Annotated in this window: 16 protein-coding genes and 1 tRNA gene; 1 reads left to right on the top strand and 16 read right to left on the bottom strand. The window is 45.6% G+C overall.

What is annotated here, in order from left to right:
• Nucleotides 1–5: 5 nt before the first annotated feature.
• From hemC to QP775_RS23120, 16 genes are all read right to left on the bottom strand, one after another.
• On the bottom strand, nt 6–938 hold the full coding sequence (gene hemC, locus QP775_RS23195) for a hydroxymethylbilane synthase (protein ID WP_285109129.1): 933 nt from the start codon (nt 936–938) through the stop codon (nt 6–8).
• Nucleotides 935–1,633, bottom strand: a complete 699-nt coding sequence (locus QP775_RS23190) for a precorrin-2 dehydrogenase/sirohydrochlorin ferrochelatase family protein (protein ID WP_285109128.1) — start codon at nt 1,631–1,633, stop codon at nt 935–937. Before QP775_RS23190 ends, hemC begins: the two co-directional genes overlap by 4 nt.
• Nucleotides 1,634–1,637: 4 nt before the next feature.
• Entirely contained in the window at nt 1,638–2,465 is an 828-nt protein-coding gene (locus QP775_RS23185) for a cytochrome C assembly family protein (protein WP_239332694.1), read from the bottom strand.
• 30 nt (nt 2,466–2,495) lie between these two features.
• Nucleotides 2,496–3,887, bottom strand: a complete 1,392-nt coding sequence (hemA, locus tag QP775_RS23180) for a glutamyl-tRNA reductase (protein WP_239332692.1) — start codon at nt 3,885–3,887, stop codon at nt 2,496–2,498.
• A gap of 301 nt (nt 3,888–4,188) precedes the next feature.
• Entirely contained in the window at nt 4,189–4,734 is a 546-nt protein-coding gene (locus tag QP775_RS23175) for a hypothetical protein (RefSeq protein ID WP_285109127.1), read from the bottom strand.
• 252 nt (nt 4,735–4,986) lie between these two features.
• Nucleotides 4,987–5,385: an adenosylmethionine decarboxylase gene (gene speD, locus QP775_RS23170; protein ID WP_028543558.1), complete on the bottom strand. Its 399-nt coding sequence runs from the start codon at nt 5,383–5,385 to the stop codon at nt 4,987–4,989.
• Nucleotides 5,386–5,765: 380 nt separating this feature from the next.
• Complete coding sequence (locus QP775_RS23165) at nt 5,766–6,353, bottom strand: non-ribosomal peptide synthetase module (RefSeq protein ID WP_239332688.1); 588 nt, start codon at nt 6,351–6,353, stop codon at nt 5,766–5,768.
• 203 nt (nt 6,354–6,556) lie between these two features.
• Entirely contained in the window at nt 6,557–7,219 is a 663-nt protein-coding gene (yihA, locus tag QP775_RS23160; protein ID WP_239332686.1) for a ribosome biogenesis GTP-binding protein YihA/YsxC, read from the bottom strand.
• Nucleotides 7,220–7,420: 201 nt separating this feature from the next.
• Complete coding sequence (gene lon, locus QP775_RS23155) at nt 7,421–9,745, bottom strand: endopeptidase La (protein WP_239332684.1); 2,325 nt, start codon at nt 9,743–9,745, stop codon at nt 7,421–7,423.
• A 112-nt stretch (nt 9,746–9,857) separates the two neighbouring features.
• A complete protein-coding gene (lonB, locus tag QP775_RS23150) occupies nt 9,858–11,573 on the bottom strand; it encodes an ATP-dependent protease LonB (protein ID WP_285109126.1) in 1,716 nt (571 codons plus the stop codon).
• A 143-nt stretch (nt 11,574–11,716) separates the two neighbouring features.
• Nucleotides 11,717–13,144 carry an alanine/glycine:cation symporter family protein gene (locus QP775_RS23145; RefSeq protein ID WP_285109125.1) on the bottom strand — a complete coding sequence of 476 codons (1,428 nt, stop codon included), beginning with the start codon at nt 13,142–13,144 and terminating at the stop codon, nt 11,717–11,719.
• 409 nt (nt 13,145–13,553) lie between these two features.
• Complete coding sequence (ispG, locus tag QP775_RS23140) at nt 13,554–14,651, bottom strand: flavodoxin-dependent (E)-4-hydroxy-3-methylbut-2-enyl-diphosphate synthase (protein ID WP_239332678.1); 1,098 nt, start codon at nt 14,649–14,651, stop codon at nt 13,554–13,556.
• Nucleotides 14,652–14,692: 41 nt separating this feature from the next.
• On the bottom strand, nt 14,693–15,940 hold the full coding sequence (gene clpX / locus QP775_RS23135) for an ATP-dependent protease ATP-binding subunit ClpX (protein ID WP_239332676.1): 1,248 nt from the start codon (nt 15,938–15,940) through the stop codon (nt 14,693–14,695).
• Between the two features lie 12 nt (nt 15,941–15,952).
• Nucleotides 15,953–16,549 carry an ATP-dependent Clp endopeptidase proteolytic subunit ClpP gene (gene clpP, locus QP775_RS23130; protein WP_239332674.1) on the bottom strand — a complete coding sequence of 199 codons (597 nt, stop codon included), beginning with the start codon at nt 16,547–16,549 and terminating at the stop codon, nt 15,953–15,955.
• Between the two features lie 367 nt (nt 16,550–16,916).
• Nucleotides 16,917–18,197 carry a trigger factor gene (gene tig / locus QP775_RS23125; protein ID WP_285109124.1) on the bottom strand — a complete coding sequence of 427 codons (1,281 nt, stop codon included), beginning with the start codon at nt 18,195–18,197 and terminating at the stop codon, nt 16,917–16,919.
• A 172-nt stretch (nt 18,198–18,369) separates the two neighbouring features.
• Nucleotides 18,370–19,236 (bottom strand): hypothetical protein, encoded by an 867-nt coding sequence (locus QP775_RS23120; protein ID WP_239332669.1) that lies wholly within the window; start codon nt 19,234–19,236, stop codon nt 18,370–18,372.
• A 302-nt stretch (nt 19,237–19,538) separates the two neighbouring features.
• Here QP775_RS23120 and QP775_RS23115 point away from each other — a divergent pair.
• Nucleotides 19,539–19,615: transfer RNA gene (locus QP775_RS23115), tRNA-Arg, on the top strand.
• The last annotated feature ends 265 nt before the right edge of the window (nt 19,616–19,880 follow it).

Below are 19,880 nucleotides of genomic sequence, written 5' to 3'. Positions count from 1 at the left end.
AAATATCAACCCCTCAATGGACCAAGTAGTTGTTCCGCACCCTGGCTCAGCAATTCTTCCGCTACTGCATTTCCCAAATTCTCAGGGTGATCGCCCTCTTTAACAACTTTAAGAATAGTGCTACCATCTGGAGAGCCAACCATGCCTGTGAGTGTTAGTTGTCCAGTCTGCTCATGTTGAGCAGCATACGCACCGATTGGAATTTGACAGCCGCCGTTCATACGTCCTAAAAATGCCCGTTCCGCCCGAACAGCACGCGCCGTATCTTCACTATGGTAGTGTTCAAGCAGCTGCAGCAGCTGCTCATCCTCTTCACGGCATTCAATTGCAAGCGCCCCCTGTCCAACTGCTGGAAGGCTAATATCTATCGGGATATGCGATGTAATCTTGTCCTCCCAATCCATCCGAAAAAGCCCGGCTGCAGCAAGGACGATCGCATCAAAACCTTCTGTTTGAAGCTTCTTCAATCGAGTATCGATATTACCTCGAAGAGGTTCGATGATCAGATCCTTTCGATAGGCTTGAAGCTGCGAGGATCGACGTAAACTGCTTGTGCCTACCTTAGCTCCTTGCGGAAGATCATCTATAGAGGAGCCTTTGCTCATAATTAGGCAATCGCGCGGATCAACCCGCTTCGGAATCGCACCGATGCAAAGACCTGTCGGCAGCTCCCAAGGCATGTCCTTCATACTATGTACTGCCATATCAATCTCGTTATCGATAAGCGCCTGCTCGATTTCTTTGACAAACAGCCCCTTGCCGCCAACCTTGGACAACGTCACATCTAAAATACGATCGCCTTTGGTCACTATCTTATGCATCTCAAATTCGAACGGCAAATCGTACTCACGGCAAATCGCCTCCAACGCCGCGATTACTTGGCCTGTTTGTGTTAATGCAAGTGCGCTCTGACGTGTACCTACACGAATCTTTCTCATTCTGCTTCCTCCCTGCTTAACGTCGCTGCTGTGTAATGTTGTTCCAACCACTCATTCCATACAGGAAAAGGAGCATTATGCTCCCAAGATTGCCAGCATGCATCTCCGTACTGACGGAGCAATTCATGTCTGGCTGGCCCATCTATCTTGCATTGCTGCACCTGTATCCGAGCGGCATAAAGATGCTCTGCCAGCAGACCAAGACGTTCATCAATAATGCGATCTACTTTGTCCACAATATGACGCGTCAACGTAGGACTGGCCCCGCCTGTAGACACATTAATCTGCACAGGCCCGTATCGCAAAACACCTGGATTCGTAAAATCCGACTGATCCGGTGCATGTGCTACGTTAACCATAACCCGTTCTTGCTTTGCATCCTCTGCGATCATCAAGTTCACTCTGTGATTATCCGTCGCCGCAAATATAAGAAAGGCATCCTTCACATCATCCGTTACATAGCCTCGTTCCTCAACCGAAATAGTGCCATCTTGCACGAAGCGCCAAAGCGTCCGTGTCAGCGTCGGACTGACTACGGTCACTTCGGCGCCACTTTCGAGCAGCTGCTTCACTTTTCGCGTTGCGACTTGACCGCCGCCTACCACAACGCAGCGCTTATGCTTTACGTTCAGCATAATAGCATACTGCGGGCAATCATCAATCAATGCAACAGTCTCTTGCAGCTGCTCATTCATATCATCAAGCTCCCATCCAGCGGTGGAATGTCGATACAGCATTAAGACCATAATTAAGCAGCATCACCGCGTAACAGATCATATTAAAACATACAATTTGCAAACCTGTCAGTGATCCGCCTCGCCTCTTAATCAAATATACACCGTACAAAACTAGAACCGCTATTGTAAACCAGACTTTAAAGTCAAGGAGCAGCTCCATACGGTTCCCAAGAAGCACCGCAACAACGGCCACAGATAAAGATAGTAAAAATAACGGCATGCCGATGGAACACGCAATAAAGGAAGATCGTTCCATTCGCTCCAAACTTGGGAGACGGCGAACAGCATCCGACCATTTCTTGGACTTCAGCCGTTGATGTAGAAATGCATACATCGCTGCGTAAATCGCACTAACCGTAAGCGCCGCAAATCCACATGCAGCAAGGGCAATATGAAACGTAAGGACGTTCCTCATCATTTCCCATTCTTTCATTACAGACGGCGCAGTTGGATCATTTAACATATTTACAATTAATAAGGCAAACCCGATTAAATTCACAAAAAAGACGATAAACTCAATATGGAAAAATCGGCTAATCACTAATGATGTCGTCACTAATATCCATGAGAACAGAAACATAAATTCAAAGCTGCTGAACATTGGCACGTCCTGATGCCGCAATACGCGTACCAGCAAAAAGACCGTCTGCAGCACCCATACAAAAATAAGAAGCCCTGTGCCCATCCGCTTCGCTCTCCGATTCACACCTACAACATCAGAGAAATAAAACAGAAGGCTCAGGGCATATGTGTAAATAATCGCATCGTAGGTCCAACTACTGGTTACCATGTGCGCCTGTCGCCTCCCGTCATACGTCCATTACCATGTGACAGCAGCCCATGATAATGCAGGCTTTACCGGCTCCGGCTCATCCGCCGTGTCGCGTACTGGATGCGCTGCGCTCAACTTGGACGGCTGCTCATGGCTGCCGTTAGTCGCTGCTCGCTCATCTTCCAGCGCGAACAGCTCTGAGAAATAGTGCAGCGCCTCATCACCATTTCTGTTAGCGGCAAGCTCTTTAATCTGGAGAATCGGGTCATGCATCATCTGATTCAGCATACTCTTTGTGAGTCGGCGGATAATGATCGCTTCTTTCTCCGACAAGTCAGGGAGCTTGTTAAACATACTGTCTAGGGTGTCCTGATGAATACGCTCCGCCTTGGACTGTAGCGCTCGTATAAGCGGCGTGACCCCCAGCATATTCAACCACTGGTGGTACTGCTTAATCTCATGGGCCACCATATGCTCGATCTTGAGAGCCTCCTTGTTCCGCTGCGCCAGATTGCTCTGTACAATCCCTTCAAGATCGTCTATATCGTACAGGAACACGCTCGATAAATCTGCAATGGCAGGATCAAGATCACGTGGAACCGCAATATCAATTAAGAATAGGGGACGTGAGCGGCGTCGCTTCATAACTTGTTCAACGTCCTTCCCTGTTAACACATAAGAAGGAGATCCCGTCGAGCTAATAACGATGTCTGCTTCTGTTAGAAGCGTATCCAGATTGTCCAACGTGCAGGCCCGTCCTTTAAACTGACGTGCCAATTCCTCTGCACGCGCCAACGTACGATTCGCAACCATAACCTCAGCAGCACCATTCGAATACAGATGCTTTACCGTCAACTCGCTCATCTTGCCCGCACCGAGTATAAGCACCTTCTTGCCTTGAAACGAACCAAATATCCGTTTGCCAAGTTCAACGGCCGCGTAACTGACAGACACTGCGTTGTCGTTAATGTTAGTCTCCGCATGTGCCCGCTTCGCTAAAGTGACCGCTTGCTTGAACAAATGGTTAAAACAAGTGCCAGTAGTCCCTTGCTTTTGCGCAAATAAAAAGGATTGCCGCACTTGACCTAATATCTGAGTTTCCCCGACCACCATAGAGTCTAGCCCTGATGTGACACGAAATAGATGCTCTACTGCCTGATCGTCTTCATAAATGTATAAATAAGGAGTGAACTGCTGTCTAGGTATGTCGTACCACTGCTCCATGAATCCTCGGATAAAATGTCCGCACATATGAAGCCTATCAACTACTACATACATTTCAGTTCGGTTACATGTAGACACGATGACACATTCAAGCACACTCTTTATACGTCTCAGCTGTTGAATCGCATCGGTCCACTGCTCTTCAGGAATAGCGAATTTCTCCCGAATTTCGACAGGCGCCGTACGATAGTTCATGCCGACGACTACAACATGCATGGATGCTCACCTGCTTTGCACATATTTAGAACATTATCGAGATAATAATAATTATCATTATAGCATAGTTCGACAACTTAACATCCGTTAAATTTGAATAAACCATGAAAATCATTCCAGTCAAACTGTTCTATATTGTCTCTCTTTACTAAGGTCCTTATACACCCGTTGATTTGAATAGATCCACATCTATTTTACTCAAATCAAGCTGCCTTTCGCAACGTTGTTTCTTCAATTATCTCCCCTTGCGCCGGATTACACACAGCTTAGAAATTCTTGACCGCGCAAATAGCTTACAGCCTCACTTTTCTGCATCTGCAGTAAGAATCAGCATGTGTTGGAGCCGCTTTTCCACGAACGCTAATTCTTCAATTTTCGAAGAGATAAGCTGCCCATTCATATTCATAATACCCTCATACTTTTGGCAGATTTGCGCCATAAGACCTACCGCCTCTGCTGCCATTTTTCGTTCTGCTTCACTCAACGGCTTATCACCACTAATCTGTGCAATCGTGATATAATCCTCTATTTGCTGGAGAGAAGGCAGCTTGGGAAGTGCCTTCCCCCCTACAGCTTGTATTAGACGCTCATGTGCAAACGAAGCGGCATAAACGTTTGTTTTCCATTCATTCCAGTCAGCGCTTGTCGTCGCCTTACTAGCCCTCTGTGTCGCACCTTCAAGCATTCTCATATTTAAATTGACTACTTCGTATAAAGATCGTTCTGCATTGCCAGGCAGCTCTCTATCGAACAATACCGTGTACAACTGCATTAGAACCCACACTGTCAGAATTAGCACCAGCCCAGCCATTAGAACGCGGCGTGGCTTTCTTATTTTGCTCCGCATGACGCTCATGCCTCCTTCCTGAACATATCATAAAGGTTCATAAATGATAAATAATAAGCTGCATTGGATAAGCTTATCTCCTTATATATATGCGGCAGACGGATCGAGCAGGATATGAAATATTGCCTCCGATATGACAACTGTTGAAGAGCATACTTGTGAATACAAAAAGGCCCGCCGATGATGGCGGGCCTTTCTGCATAACATGTTCCTATGATACGTTCTACGTATCGGTAACACTGACAAATGAAATTATACGAGCTCAGAAACTTTGATTTCAGGCGTTACAACTTCCATCTCACCGATTCCGCGAACTAATTTTTTTGCATAAGTCTTCTCTGGTTTCAGTACGGAGACCAGGTAGTCAATCGCCAGCTGCGGGTCAACTGTTTCTCCACATGTGTAACAATCAATTGCAGCAAATCCACGTTCAGGATAAGTGTGGATAGAAAGATGACTTTCCGACAACAACACAAGTACTGTTGCTCCTTGAGGCTCAAATTGCTTGGCTTGAACAGATAGTACTGTCGCACCGCATGCTTCAGCAGCGTCCACCAGTTGTGCTTGGAGGTATTCAGCATTGTTCAGTAAGTCAAAGTCGACTCCCCACGTATCAACAGCAACGTGTCTTCCGAAAGTTGAGTATTCCATCTTTCGGTTCCCCCTTCCTAGGAATAAAATGTTTGAAAAAAATTTCATCCGCTAGGACCTACGTCATTCACTTCCCGAGGGAAAAATCTCTCGCAACATACAATGTCCTGAGTGAATCCTGGTTCCTATATTGTTTTCAACGAGATTAAAAATAACATCTTACAGCAATTATTGCAACCTTTTTTTTCAATCTTACATTAGACATTTGTTCCGAACATTCAGAACCCTTCATCAACATATGGTTCGGAAGCTTGTTCGGTTCATCACTTTTTACAAACAGCTTGTTCCAGTTTGTTCGAGAAATAAACCCCGCAGCCCTTACTGTATATATAAAAGAAGAAGACGGCCTCAGATGAGACCGCCTTCCTAACATTGCCAATTCAAGCTTCCAGTACAAATAGCTGATGAACCAATTCATTCAGTTGTTGATCAATATGTGTGATGTCCATATCCGTCATGGCGCGGTTGCGCGCGTCAAGCAGACGATTAATCCGACGTTGAATATATGAAATTTCTTGTTCCACCGTATCCTGTTTATACAATAGCTGCAGTTCACGAACGGTATCTTTATGCTCGTAGATTGTTCGGAATTGGTCGTCTTTATACTCCTCGATCTTCCGAACTGCACCTTCTACATAATAATAAGTCATTGTAAATCCTGCAAAAATACGGTTGACCACCGCTTCTCCGCGGAATGTCGCCACAAGTTTATGCATCACTTGAGTTAACTTTGGATGCACCAAGCGGCAAGACGTTACACAGACATACCGATTGCCTTGCTTCTCGAACAGGAAAGTAACCTCATCGCCCTGATCGTCCTCAAGAACCACCTCTTGATTACCGTTCTCCAATACTTTCACATGCCAGACTAATGACTGTCCGACCAAAGATTGTATAAATCGGGACAACTGAGTTTCTGTCAACTGCATACGGGCCTTCACATACTCTGTGGCTAACCGCCTAGCCATAAATATCTCCTCAATTCTTTAAACCTTCTGTTACTTATCATTATTATACTACATCATAAGCAACAATTCCTGTCGTTGAGGTCGCATATAGCTCTAGATTTCTGAAAAAATCGGAAGAATTCCGAATCCACACGTAAAATTCGTATTGTTTCTTGCATTCAAGCGAATCCTTAACGTATTTACATGCAATTAATCGAATTCATTTACACAAGCTCGTCCGCTGACGACTCCTGGGACAACCCCGCATTCACAGTCTTCGCTTCGTCTATTTCAGATGGACTCTGGACAGCATACTTGTTAATAATTTCCCACAATTCCTCACGGCCTGCACCTGTTTCAGCAGAGAACATAATAAGAGGGGCATCAGGTCGCATGCCCAGTGTCACTCGAACCTGCTTCAAGTGTTTCTGCCATTGGCTTTTTGGCAGCTTGTCAGCTTTAGTAGCAACGATACATAGCGGGATATTATAATGTGTCAACCAGTTATACATGAGGACATCATCTTTAGTTGGCGGATGACGAAGGTCAATCACTTGCATCACCAGCTTAAGCGGCTCACGTTCTTGGATGTAGGCTTCGATCATTTTGCCCCATGCCTCGCGCTGCGTCTTGGATACCTTAGCAAACCCGTATCCAGGAACATCCACGAAGTATACATTTTCATTAATACGATAATAGTTTAATTGCTGGGTCTTGCCGGGCTGCGAGCTGGTACGAGCCAAGTTGCGTCGCTGAATCAGTTTGTTAATAAGCGACGACTTGCCAACGTTAGACCGTCCTGCTAGCGCTACTTCTGGCAGCCCATCCTCTGGATATTGCGCAGGGCCAACCGCGCTTATAATAAATTCAGCCGATGTAATTTTCATCGTTGTGCCACCTTCCTTCGTGTATGACCTAGAAACTTACACGGTGTCATTTTTAAATTTAGGTAAAATAAATGATACAATACTGCCGCAACCTCCAAGTGCGTGTGCACTGAATCAGCACACTCAATCAAAACAACAGCGGGCGCAACACCGCGCCCGCTGAAAGGTCACATGCAACATGATACAAACAAACCGAACGGACTACTCTGCAACGATCGCATGCTGCAGCACTTCATCTAGGTTCTGCACAGGGACAAACGTTAGTTCAGACCGCACACTCTCTGGAACATCCTGCAAATCACGTTCATTATCGTGCGGGAACAACACCTTTCGGATTCCCGCACGGTGTGCAGCCAAAGACTTCTCCTTCAGCCCACCAATCGGCAGAACACGCCCACGCAGCGTAATCTCCCCCGTCATGGCAACATCCTTAGACACATATGACTTCGTCAGAGCGGACACTAGTGCCGTCGCCATGGCAATACCAGCTGACGGACCGTCCTTTGGAATCGCGCCTTCAGGCACGTGAATATGAATATCCACCTTCTCGTGGAAGTTCGATTCCAGCTTCAGCTGCTCTGCCTTGGAGCGAACATAGCTGAATGCAGCCTGTGCCGATTCCTTCATCACATCGCCGAGCTTGCCCGTCAGCAACAGCTTGCCGCTGCCTGGCACAACCGTCACCTCAATCGTCAATGTGTCACCGCCAACCTCTGTCCAGGCTAATCCAGTCACAATGCCGATCTGGTCATGCTGCTCGCTCTGTCCGTATCGATACCGAGGAATGCCTAGGTATGTCTCCAATTGCTCCGACTGAATCGTTACAGCCTCTGCCTTCTCCGAGACGATTCGCTTAGCTGCCTTTCTGCACAAAGCAGCCAATCGTTGCTCCAATTGGCGTACGCCAGCTTCACGTGTATACAAACGAATCGTTCTTGTTATGACCTCTTCGTCGAGAACCAGTTGTTCTTCCTCCAGCCCATGATCTCGCTTCTGCTTTGGAAGTAAGTGACGCTTGGCAATCTCTAGCTTCTCGAGCTCTGTATAACCGGATAACGAAATTAACTCCATCCGATCGAGGAGCGGACGAGGAATATTATGTACCGCATTCGCTGTTGTAACAAACATCACTTTAGATAAGTCCACAGGCAGTTCGATAAAATGATCGCTAAACGTATTGTTCTGTTCTGGATCAAGCACTTCCAACATCGCCGATGATGGATCACCACGGAAGTCCGAGGCCATCTTGTCGATCTCGTCCAGCAACATGACCGGATTCATCGTTCCCGCTGTCTTCAGCGCCTGAACGATTCGGCCCGGCATAGCCCCTACATAAGTTCGACGGTGTCCCCGAATTTCTGCTTCATCGCGCACTCCACCTAGCGAGATACGAACAAATTGGCGTTCCAGCGACTTCGCAATGGAGCGAGCCAATGATGTCTTACCAACACCCGGCGGACCTACCAGACAAAGAATCGGTCCTTTCATCTGCTTCACCAGCTGCTGAACCGCAAGATACTCTAGGACACGTTCTTTCGGTTTCTCTAACCCATAATGATCGGCTTCAAGTATTTGCTCCGCCTTATCCAGGTCCAGATCATCCTCTGACACATTCGACCACGGCACATGGAAGAGCCAATCGATATAATTACGAATAACAGAACCTTCTGCAGAAGTAGAAGGCATCTTCTCCAGACGATCGATTTCTTTCGTAATCTTCTCTTTGACTTTATCAGGCGCTTCCAATTCACCTAATTGCTGCCGAAGTTCCTCGATCTCACCGGCACGTCCTTCTTTATCTCCAAGCTCTTTCTGGATCGCTTTCATCTGTTCACGCAGATAATACTCTTTCTGGGTCTTCTCGATCTGTTTCTTCACAGACTGATTGATCTTACGCTCCAGTTCAAGAACTTCACTTTCATTATTCAACATATCAAGCAGTTGAATAAGTCTATCTTTAACGTCGGCTATCTCCAAAATCTGCTGCTTATCTTTCATCTTGAGCGGAAGGTGACTAGCTACAACATCTGTAAAACGCCCAGGCTCATCAATATCGGAAACAGCCGCAAGTGTCTCAGGCGTCACCTTCTTCGAAAGGTTGACATAACTTTCGAATTGTGACAATACCGTCCTCATTAACGCTTCAATCTCTGGTGTCAGCTCGGTCTGCTCCTGGATGAGTTGAACCTGGACTTCGTAATACTCATCGTTAGGCACGTACTCAACAATCTCGGCGCGGGACACACCCTCCACCAATACTCGTATCGTATTATTGGGCAGTCTCAGCATCTGACGAACTTTAGCCATTGTGCCGATCTGGAAGATATCATCTTTAGTCGGCTCTTCAATACTGCCCTCCGACTGCGAGCTTAAGAGCAATATCTGATCTTCCAGCATTGCTTGTTCGAGCGCTTTTACCGATTTGTCCCGCCCGACATCCAGATGCAGAACCATGCTTGGATAGACAAGCAGACCCCTTAGCGGTAATAGAGGCAGCTTGCGTCCCTTTGCTAGTTTAAGCCCCATGATTATGGCACCCCCAAGGTTCTCCTGTTAAATGTGTAACTACCATTTTATCAAATTGCGCCACAAAACACCAACCGGCATCAGCCGATTTTGTAAAGAGATTAAAAGCGAATTAATCTGCATGGCTCGTTTCTGTCCCTTCGGCATGCATCAGCGGAACAGTCGAAACGGCATTACGCTCAAATAACTTCGGCACTTGCGGCAAATCTTCACGCATTTGGCTGCCAAATGTATGCTGAAGCACCTCTTCAATATGATCGACCGGAATAACTTGAAGTCCGTTCAAATTCGAGAAAATCTCCTGCCAGTTTTCTTTCGGCACCATAACTCTGGTAACACCCGCCTGAAATGCCGCCTCCACCTTAGCAAGCACACCACCTACTGGTTTCACACGACCATGAACACCAATTTCCCCTGTCATAGCCAACTTATGGTCCACAGGCCATTGATTAATAGCCGACGCAATGGCTACCGCCATCGCAATACCAGCCGATGGGCCGTCCACTGGCGAGCCTCCAGGGAAATTAATGTGGAGATCGTAGTTTGCCGTTTCATAGCCACAGCCCCTCAGCACAGTAAGCACATTTTCGATTGAACCTTTCGCCATGCTTTTACGACGGAGCGTACGACTGCCGCCACCAAGCTCTTCTTCGTCCACGACACCTGTAATCGTATACTTACCTTGACCATTCTTCATCCGTATCGCTGACACTTCTATTTCTAACAGCGACCCCATATTAGGGCCATAGACTGCCAATCCGTTAACGAGTCCGACTTGTGGTTCAATTCCAATCTTCCGTTCTGGACGAGGCGCGATTTGTGAGCTGTTCACGACCCATTCCACATCGGCTGCTTCTATGCTTGTTCGCCCTTCCGATAAGGCTAATCCCACCGCCAACTGTACGATATTAACCGCTTCTCGCCCATTGGTTGCATACTTCTTAAGTACGTGTACCGCTTCAGACGATGGGGGAAAGCCGATTTTTTTAACCGCGTTTTCAGCAATTGTCTCGATCTCTTCGGGCAATAAAGGCCGGAAAAAGATTTCCATGCAACGAGAACGCAGTGCAGGCGAGATCTCCTGCGGCGAACGAGTGGTGGCACCTACCAGGCGAAAATCCGCAGGGAGTCCGTTCTGGAATATATCATGTATATAGGTAGGGATATGCGTATCCTCCGAATTGTAATACGCACTTTCCAAATATACTTTTCGATCTTCCAAAACCTTCAACAGTTTATTCATCTGTATAGGGTGCAGCTCGCCAATCTCATCGATAAACAACATACCGCCATGTGCCTTTGTTACTGCTCCTGGCTTTGGTTGCGGAATTCCTGCTACCCCCATTGCCCCTGCTCCTTGATAGATTGGATCATGCACAGAACCAATCAGCGGATCGGCAATGCCGCGTTCATCGAATCGAGCCGTAGTCGCATCAATTTCGGTAAACTTGGATTCTTGATTAAAAGGCGAAGTCGGATTCTTCTTGGCTTCTTCCAGCACAACACGTGCAGCCGCAGTCTTTCCGACTCCAGGCGGTCCATATACGATGATATGCTGTGGATTAGCACTGCACAAAGCAGCTTTCATCGCTCGCAGACCGTCTCGTTGACCTACAATATCATTCATTGTTGACGGCCGCGTCTTCTCCGCAAGCGGCTTCGTTAAAGATATGGAACGCATCTTACGCAGTTTATCCATTTCTTTACGAGATTCTCTGTCTACCGCTGATCGGTTTGTTTTCTGGCTTCTTAACAGGTTCCAGAAATAAACTCCAATAACAATTGCAAAAAAAGCATTAATTAACATTAGTATTAAACTTAAATTCACTGATCTCATCCTCCCGTGACGCCTACAGCACCTAATCAAGGCGCAAAAAAAGTCCGGCAAAGTGTAATACTTGGTAGTATTGCCCTTTGCCGGACTCCTTATAAGTTACTTTTCAAGAGAGAACAGATAAAATTAAACTTTAATCAAGATTCAGACGGACGACGCTCCCAGCATTCTACGTGCTTAAGACCCGGTATCGTGTCGGCATAAAATTGAGGCTCTTTGCCTTCCTTACGCTGCTTTGAATAGTCTCTAAGCGCCGCAACTGCAATCCTCCCGAGAATAAAGATGACGATTAGGTTAATAAACGCCATGAGCCCCATAAACATATCTGCCATATCCCATACTAAAGAGATCTTAGCAACGGAACCGAACAATACCACCAGAACAACACCAACTCGATAGGTGAACATCCAGCCTTTACTCTTCGTAATAAACTCAATGTTGCTTTGGCCGTAATAGTAATTCCCAATCAAAGAGCTGAATGCGAACATAAATACAGCAAAACCGATGAAGTAGTGAGCCCAACCACCGATTTCAGCTGCAAGCGCATGCTGTGTAAGTTGAATCCCATTAAGTTCCCCTGAGGTAGGAATTCCAGAGAACAAAATAATAAACGCTGTAGAACTGCACACTAACAAGGTATCTACAAATACGCCAAATGATTGGATTAACCCTTGTTTCACGGGATGACTAACCGCTGCCGTAGCCGCCGCATTCGGCGCACTACCCATACCTGCCTCATTCGAGAACAAGCCACGTTTGATGCCGTTCATAATTGCCGCTCCAATACCACCTGCTACGGCCTCTTCGAATCCGAAAGCATTTCGAATGATGGAGCTAAACACTTCAGGAATACGGTCAAAATTAAGCATAATAACAAACAAAGCGATTCCAATGTATCCGAGCGCCATGATCGGTACTATAACCGCAGACACTTTGGCAATTCGATGCACACCGCCAAATATGGTGAGTATAACCAATACAGCCAGTGTCGCCCCCATCGCCCACGGGCTGAAGCCAAACAGATCACTAAAAGCTGCACTCACCGTATTGGCCTGAACAGAGTTAAAGACAAAACCGAAGCTGAATGTAATGAGTATTGCAAAAACAATACCCAACCAACGCGCATTAAGCGCCTTTTCCATATAATAGGCAGGGCCTCCACGGAATGCATTTCCGTCCCGCACTTTATATATTTGAGCCAACGTCGATTCTACAAATGCCGATGCAGACCCAATGATTGCGATAACCCACATCCAGAATACAGCACCTGGTCCTCCTAATGAGATCGCAATTGCAACCCCTGCCAGATTCCCTGTACCTACGCGTGATGCCGTACTCATCGCAAAAGCCTGGAATGAAGATACGCCGGTTTTCCCTTTGTCTTTATCTGATTCGGTTTCACGCTCTCGACCTGTAATAAGTCGGAACGTTTCTCCGATAGCTGATAGTTGCACAAATCTAGTGCGGATTGAGAACATCAATCCAACCACAATGAGGATAAAAATTAACATTAAGTACCAATACTCATTAAAGATAGCTACCCATTCTTGTAAACGATCAAACATGAATCGCACCCTTCCTTCTCGATGTAAACTAATTCCCCCTAGGTGTTATGTCATGTTTCTTAACACACAACATTTTAAGATTGTAACTTATCAAGCTATAAATAGCAAAAAAAATGTGCATTCTTCTTCATCATGATAACTATGAATGCTTATAAAATATTTTAATCACCATGAAAAATATGGATGATGATTAGTGTTTAGCGCTTACATTAGTCTTTTTATTATAATTAATGGATTTTTTTCTTTATTTTATATCCAATTCCCGTTAATTACTGTAAGGTAATGTTACACCATTACTTAACAACAAAAAACCTCCAAACCAAGCTTGCGCAAGATTTGGAGGTATAATATTCATGATAGCAAACAAAACACTGATAACTTCAGCACACTCACATCTTTAGTGTATCTGCTAGTGCTTACGACCAGGAATTTCACCTGTTCGTTCATACTCTGCTACAATATGATCAATTTCTTTCTTTAGTTCATTTAACAATTCAGCTTCCGGCACCTTTCGAATCATGACACCATAACGGAACAGCAATCCCTCTCCACGAGCTCCTGCAATCCCAATGTCGGCCTCACGCGCCTCACCAGGGCCGTTAACCGCACACCCAAGAACAGATACTTTTATAGGTACCTTGATCTTGGAAATGTACTCTTCTACTTCATTGGCTATCGAAAATAAATCGATATCAAGTCGTCCACATGTCGGGCATGACACTAACGTAGCAGCATTCGAAATAAGTCCGAAACACTTTAACAATTCACGTGCCACTTTCACTTCTTCCACTGGATCTGCACTTAAGCTAATACGAACAGTGGAGCCGATTCCAAGTGACAATAGAGCACCAAGACCCGCCGAGCTCTTAATTGTACCCGAAAACAACGTTCCGGCCTCAGTTATCCCTAGATGGAGCGGATAGGGAATAACCTCAGCTGCTTTGGAGTAAGCTGCGATGGCCATCGGCACATCCGAAGCTTTGAGTGACACAATAATATCATGGAAATCGAGTTCTTCCAAGATTCCTATATGATATAAAGCACTCTCTACCATCGCTTCCGGAGTCGGATAACCGTATTTCTCCAACAAATGATTCTCCAAAGAACCCGCATTTACACCGATACGAATTGGAATACCGCGCTCTTTACAGGCTCTCACAACAGCTTCAACTTTCTCTCGCCGCCCGATATTGCCTGGATTAATACGAACTTTATCAATTCCGTTCTCAATCGCCTTAAGCGCTAAGCGATAATCAAAGTGAATATCCGCTACAAGCGGGATATGAATCCGCTTCTTAATTTCTTTGATGGCCTCAGCAGCTTCCTGATTGTTAACAGTAACACGTACTAGCTGACAACCCGCTTCCTCCAGCCGTAGAATCTCAGCTACCGTTGCCTCGACGTCTGCCGTCTTGGTGGTACACATGCTCTGGATAAGCACTTCATTATTGCCGCCTATCGTCAAGTTTCCTACTTGTACAGGTCTAGTTTGTTGGCGCAAATACATGTTCATTCTCTCCCATACGGATTAACGCCGGAAAAGCGCCCTTAGGCGCTTTCCTCTTTCTTATTCTCCGCCGTTAGTTCCGGAATGATTCGTTCACGAACAACCTGCTCAGTAATGAGACATGTTGTTATATCTTCTCTGGATGGAACTTCGTACATCACATCCAGCATAATCCCCTCAATAATCGCACGAAGTCCGCGTGCACCCGTATTACGCTTAATTGCTTCGCGTGCGATCGCTTCGAGCGCACCACCCTCGAATTCGAGCTTTACATTGTCCATTTCCAGCAGCTTCTGATACTGCTTTGTCAATGCATTCTTAGGTTCGCTCAAAATACGTACGAGTGTATCTTCGTCAAGCGGCTCCAATGTCGAGATGACAGGCAAGCGACCTACGAACTCCGGAATCAAGCCAAACTTCAGCAAGTCTTCCGGCAATGTCATTGTCAAATATTCGCCAGCCTTCAAATCCTTCTGAACGCCATCAGCGTTAAAGCCGATAATCTTCTTCCCTACACGACGCTTGATGATCTGCTCTAGGCCATCAAATGCTCCGCCGCAAATAAACAAGATATTAGTTGTATCGATCTGGATGAATTCTTGATGCGGATGCTTACGTCCACCTTGTGGAGGGACCGATGCAACCGTACCTTCCAAAATCTTCAACAACGCTTGCTGAACGCCTTCACCAGATACATCACGTGTAATAGAAGGATTCTCTGACTTGCGGGCTACTTTATCAATCTCATCGATATAGATAATACCGCGTTCTGCCTTCTCTACATCATAGTCTGCAGCTTGGATTAATTTAAGCAGAATATTCTCCACGTCTTCGCCTACGTATCCAGCTTCCGTGAGGGAAGTTGCATCCGCAATTGCAAAAGGAACATTCAAAATCTTCGCCATCGTCTGTGCAAGCAGGGTCTTACCTGAGCCAGTAGGACCTACGAGCAGAATATTACTCTTCTGCAATTCAACATCTTCCAGCTTACTCTGTGAGTTGATACGCTTGTAGTGGTTATAGACCGCTACAGAAAGAGATTTCTTTGCTTGCTCCTGACCAATAACGTATTGGTCCAAAATAGAGCGAATCTCCTTCGGCTTCGGAATATCCTTCAGATCCACTTCTTCTTCGTGACCGAGTTCTTCTTCAACGATCTCGCTGCACAGTTCAACGCACTCATCACAAATATATACACCAGGTCCCGCGACCAACTTGCGGACCTGTTCTTGGGATTTCCCACAGAAGGAGCACTTCAACTGACCCTTCTCTTCGTTAAATTTGAACACGCTATTCCCTCCTTACTTCATCATCGAGTGGCCCGGCTGAAGAACAGTATCAACGATACCATATTCTTTAGCATCCTCTGCACTCATGAAGTTATCGCGATCTGTATCACGTTCGATCTTCTCCATCGGCTGCCCAGTACGATCCACGTAAATTTGGTTGAGCTTCTGTCTTGTCTTAATAATCCAATCTGCGTGAATCTTAATATCAGACGCTTGACCACGCACGCCGCCAAGCGGCTGATGAATCATAATCTCACTGTTAGGCAGCGCAAAACGCTTGTTAGGTGCTCCAGCAGTCAAAAGCAAAGAGCCCATACTCGCTGCCAAACCTACACATATTGTGGATACATCCGGCTTAATATGCTGCATTGTATCCAAAATTGCCATCCCAGCTGTAACGGAACCGCCAGGTGAATTGATGTATAAGGAGATATCCTTCTCTGGATCATCCGCTGCCAAAAACAACAATTGGGCGATAATGCTATTCGCGACATCATCGTCAATAGCGCTGCCAAGGAAAATAATGCGGTCTTTCAGCAACCGAGAATAAATATCGTAAGAGCGTTCGCCGCGATTCGTCTGCTCGATGACCATAGGTACTAAGTTCATGGTACCGACCTCTTTTCTTTATCTAGCTTCACAAGCCTATACAATCTCATTTTACCATGTTACGGACGCAATGTCATATTCACACCGTTATCACAGTGTATGATGCCTGCATATGCATTTAGTCACGCAACTCCGACAACAACAAAATATCTACGACTTACTTCATATGTCCCCCCGATAAAGGTGGTGAAACGATAAACTGTGAACGTTATGTATTGGTGTTGATAATCAAAACGGAACAGCACTATTACCTATGTATACTTCGTATGTAATGAAATGTTTCTAGATGGAAAAAATAAGGCACGCAATATATATTGACGTGCCTTATCTTGTTGAGCCGTGGTCTTAAGCCACAGCCAATATGCGATTAATTATTTTCTGCAATAAACTTGATTGTCTTGCGAAGAAGTGCTTCTTCACGCAGGTTATCAAGCGAACCATTCTTCTCCAAGATCGTACGGATCTCTTCAGCGGAACGTTGGTAAGCTTGTCCCATATTCTCAAGTTCTTGTGACAACTCTTCTTCCGTGATGGACAAGTCCGCTTCTTTAGCGATTTGCTCCAGAACAAGGTTGTTCTTCACGCGCTTGTTCGCTTCTTGTTGCATTTGCTCACGAAGATCAGCGATTGTCTGACCGGACAATGTCAAGAACATATCAATGTTCATGCCTTGGGAGCGAAGACGATTGTCAAGGTCCTTAACCATATGTTGAATCTCTGTTTCGATCATTGCGTGCGGAATTTCTACTTCTGCATTCTCAGCAACTTTCTCCACTACTGCAGCTTCACGAGCCGCTTCTGCTTCACGTTCTTTGCGAGCTTGAAGTTGAGTCTTCAAATCTGCTTTGAATTCGTCAAGCGTGTCGAATTCACTTGCATCTTTCGCAAATTCATCATCCAATACTGGAAGCTGTTTGCGCTTGATCTCGTGAACTTTAACTTTAAATGTAGCTGCCTTACCAGCCAAGTGCTCAGCATGGTAATGCTCAGGGAATGTTACTTCAACATCCTTGAAGTCACCTGTTCCCAAGCCAACCAATTGATCTTCAAAGCCTGGGATAAAGGAGTTGGAACCAAGCTCCAAGCTGTAACGCTCACCTGTTCCGCCTTCAAATGGTTCGCCATCAACGAAACCTTCAAAGTCGATCACAGCTGTATCACCGTTCTTAGCTGTATCTTCATCTACGATGACTAGCTCAGCATGACGTTGTTGAAGACGCTCCAGCTCAGCATTCAAGTCTTCTTCCGTTACTTCAGCACTCTCAGCTTCCACTTTAAGGCCTTTGTACTCGCCAAGCTTCACTTCAGGCTTCACTGTAACTTTAGCTTTGAACTTGAACGTTTGGCCTTTGCCAAATTGTTCTACGTCCACTTCCGGTTGGTCAACCGGTTGTACGTTAGCTTCTTTAACTGCTTCGGAGTATACTTCAGGGAGCAAGATATCAATCGCGTCTTGGTACAAGCTTTCTACACCATATTTTGCTTCGAAAATTTGGCGAGGCACTTTTCCTTTACGGAAACCAGGCACGTTTGCGCGCTTCTGAACTTTCTTGAACGCTAGATCAAGAGCGTTCTTAACGCGATCCTCATTGACCTCTACTTCCAATACTCCAACGTTCTTCTCTATTTTTTCCCAAGTTGCTTTCATTTTATGCCTTCCCCTCCAAAAAGTTCACATGGCTAGAGTGGTACCCTTGCACGTTCGAAATAACCATTATATTATATCTGACTATAAATAGTTTTTCAAGGCAAGCTCTCTACCATAATGTGCACGTTTCCAACGGTCCGTAGTGTCCGTTTATTCGTCCTTATCTACCATCTTAACCGCTTCGCAATGAATTAGCTAGTGCCCGAAGCGCTTGTTCGTATGGGATTCGAAGATCACCGGAGATGTTATAGATCCGTTTCACCTCAGTTTCCTCTTCTTCCAGATGAAGTAAGCCAGCCACTAATCGGTGCAGTGCTGCTGCCCAGACTTGGCTATCCTGTTCATTGCTGTCCCGCAGACGATCATATAATGCAGTGCCGTAAATAGCTTTAAGAAATTGTTGCCACATCTCCTGAGAAAAATAAGCAAGCGAGGGCTCTCTCACCGCCGCTGCATCATGTACCTTTTCCGCAGGAATTTGAAGCACATATGGAAATGAAGCATAGTCCATTGGCGTATGCTCGATGTCAACTACAATCTGTTCGTTACCATGGAAAAAGGTGACCGCGCCTGTCGTTCCACGCCTATTCAACGTCTGCAGCAAGCCAAATTGTACAAGAGAGTGAAGCTTTTCCGTCTCCAGCATATAAATAAGCTCATCATTCAACGTCTCATCATCCACCACCGCAAGCTGCTCTAGCACTAGCCACTTGCGCTCGTCCAACTGCTCATCTCGCAGCGTCTGCAGAAGCTTCGCTATGTATTGATTATCTAATTGCAACTTGTCGCGCATTTGCATCTTCAGTACTTCTTGCTCAGATTCCGGCTCTTCATCATTGCCGTCTGATATCAAAGTATCTCTATGTATATGTAGTTCCTGTATCTCTTCCAGATCCGGGAATGCTTGCAGCAACCATTCATACAGTGCCGCCCACTCCATTCTGCTTCCTTCATCCTCACCATCGCACTGGAGAAGGAATCGCAGTAAACCAACCGCCTCCGAATAACGTTCGGATTCCAATAGGCGTGTCAATTCCATTTGGTAATATTCATAAGTCTTTGGAAATAGAATTACATTTTGTTTGCTTGCACCATTTAACTTTGAATCTGAAATAACCATCACCTACTTTCGTTATAGCCGTAAGTGTCAAACTGCGGAGTGCAGGCAGCGCATGCCAGAATGTGCATGCCGAATTCGTATTGCATTATAACATAATCCGCATTTAGATGCCTAAGGCACAAGGGTTAACAGCAGCTGTCACATTTTGAAAGTGATCAATTTAAATAAAGTTGTTGCACAGATGCTTAATTTTTGCTAAAATCATAAATGTTCTCAAAAATGTCCCAGTAGCTCAGCTGGATAGAGCAACGGCCTTCTAAGCCGTCGGTCGGGGGTTCGAATCCCTCCTGGGACGCCATTCTTATCTTAGTCCTCATATATGTACGTTTATCAGGCGTTGAATGTTTCAGTTGGTTTAATGAAAGAAGCCTAATTAACGTTCCCAGCGCGGAACACTAACATAAGTACTTAACAAACCTTCTACCTCCGTGTAGGAGGTTTTTTTGCGCATAAATCATCTACATTTTGGGAAACGCCTCATGAGTGATGACAATGCGACAAGACCAATCCCTATACAATTTGAAAAATTCGAGTCACACACGATTCGATTATAAACAAAGGTC

It is taken from the genome of Paenibacillus sp. UMB4589-SE434 (assembly GCF_030226685.1).
GTDB lineage: Bacteria > Bacillota > Bacilli > Paenibacillales > Paenibacillaceae > Paenibacillus_B.
The sequence above is the reverse complement of the archived record's forward strand: the minus strand, read 5'-3'. Positions and strand labels throughout refer to the sequence as shown.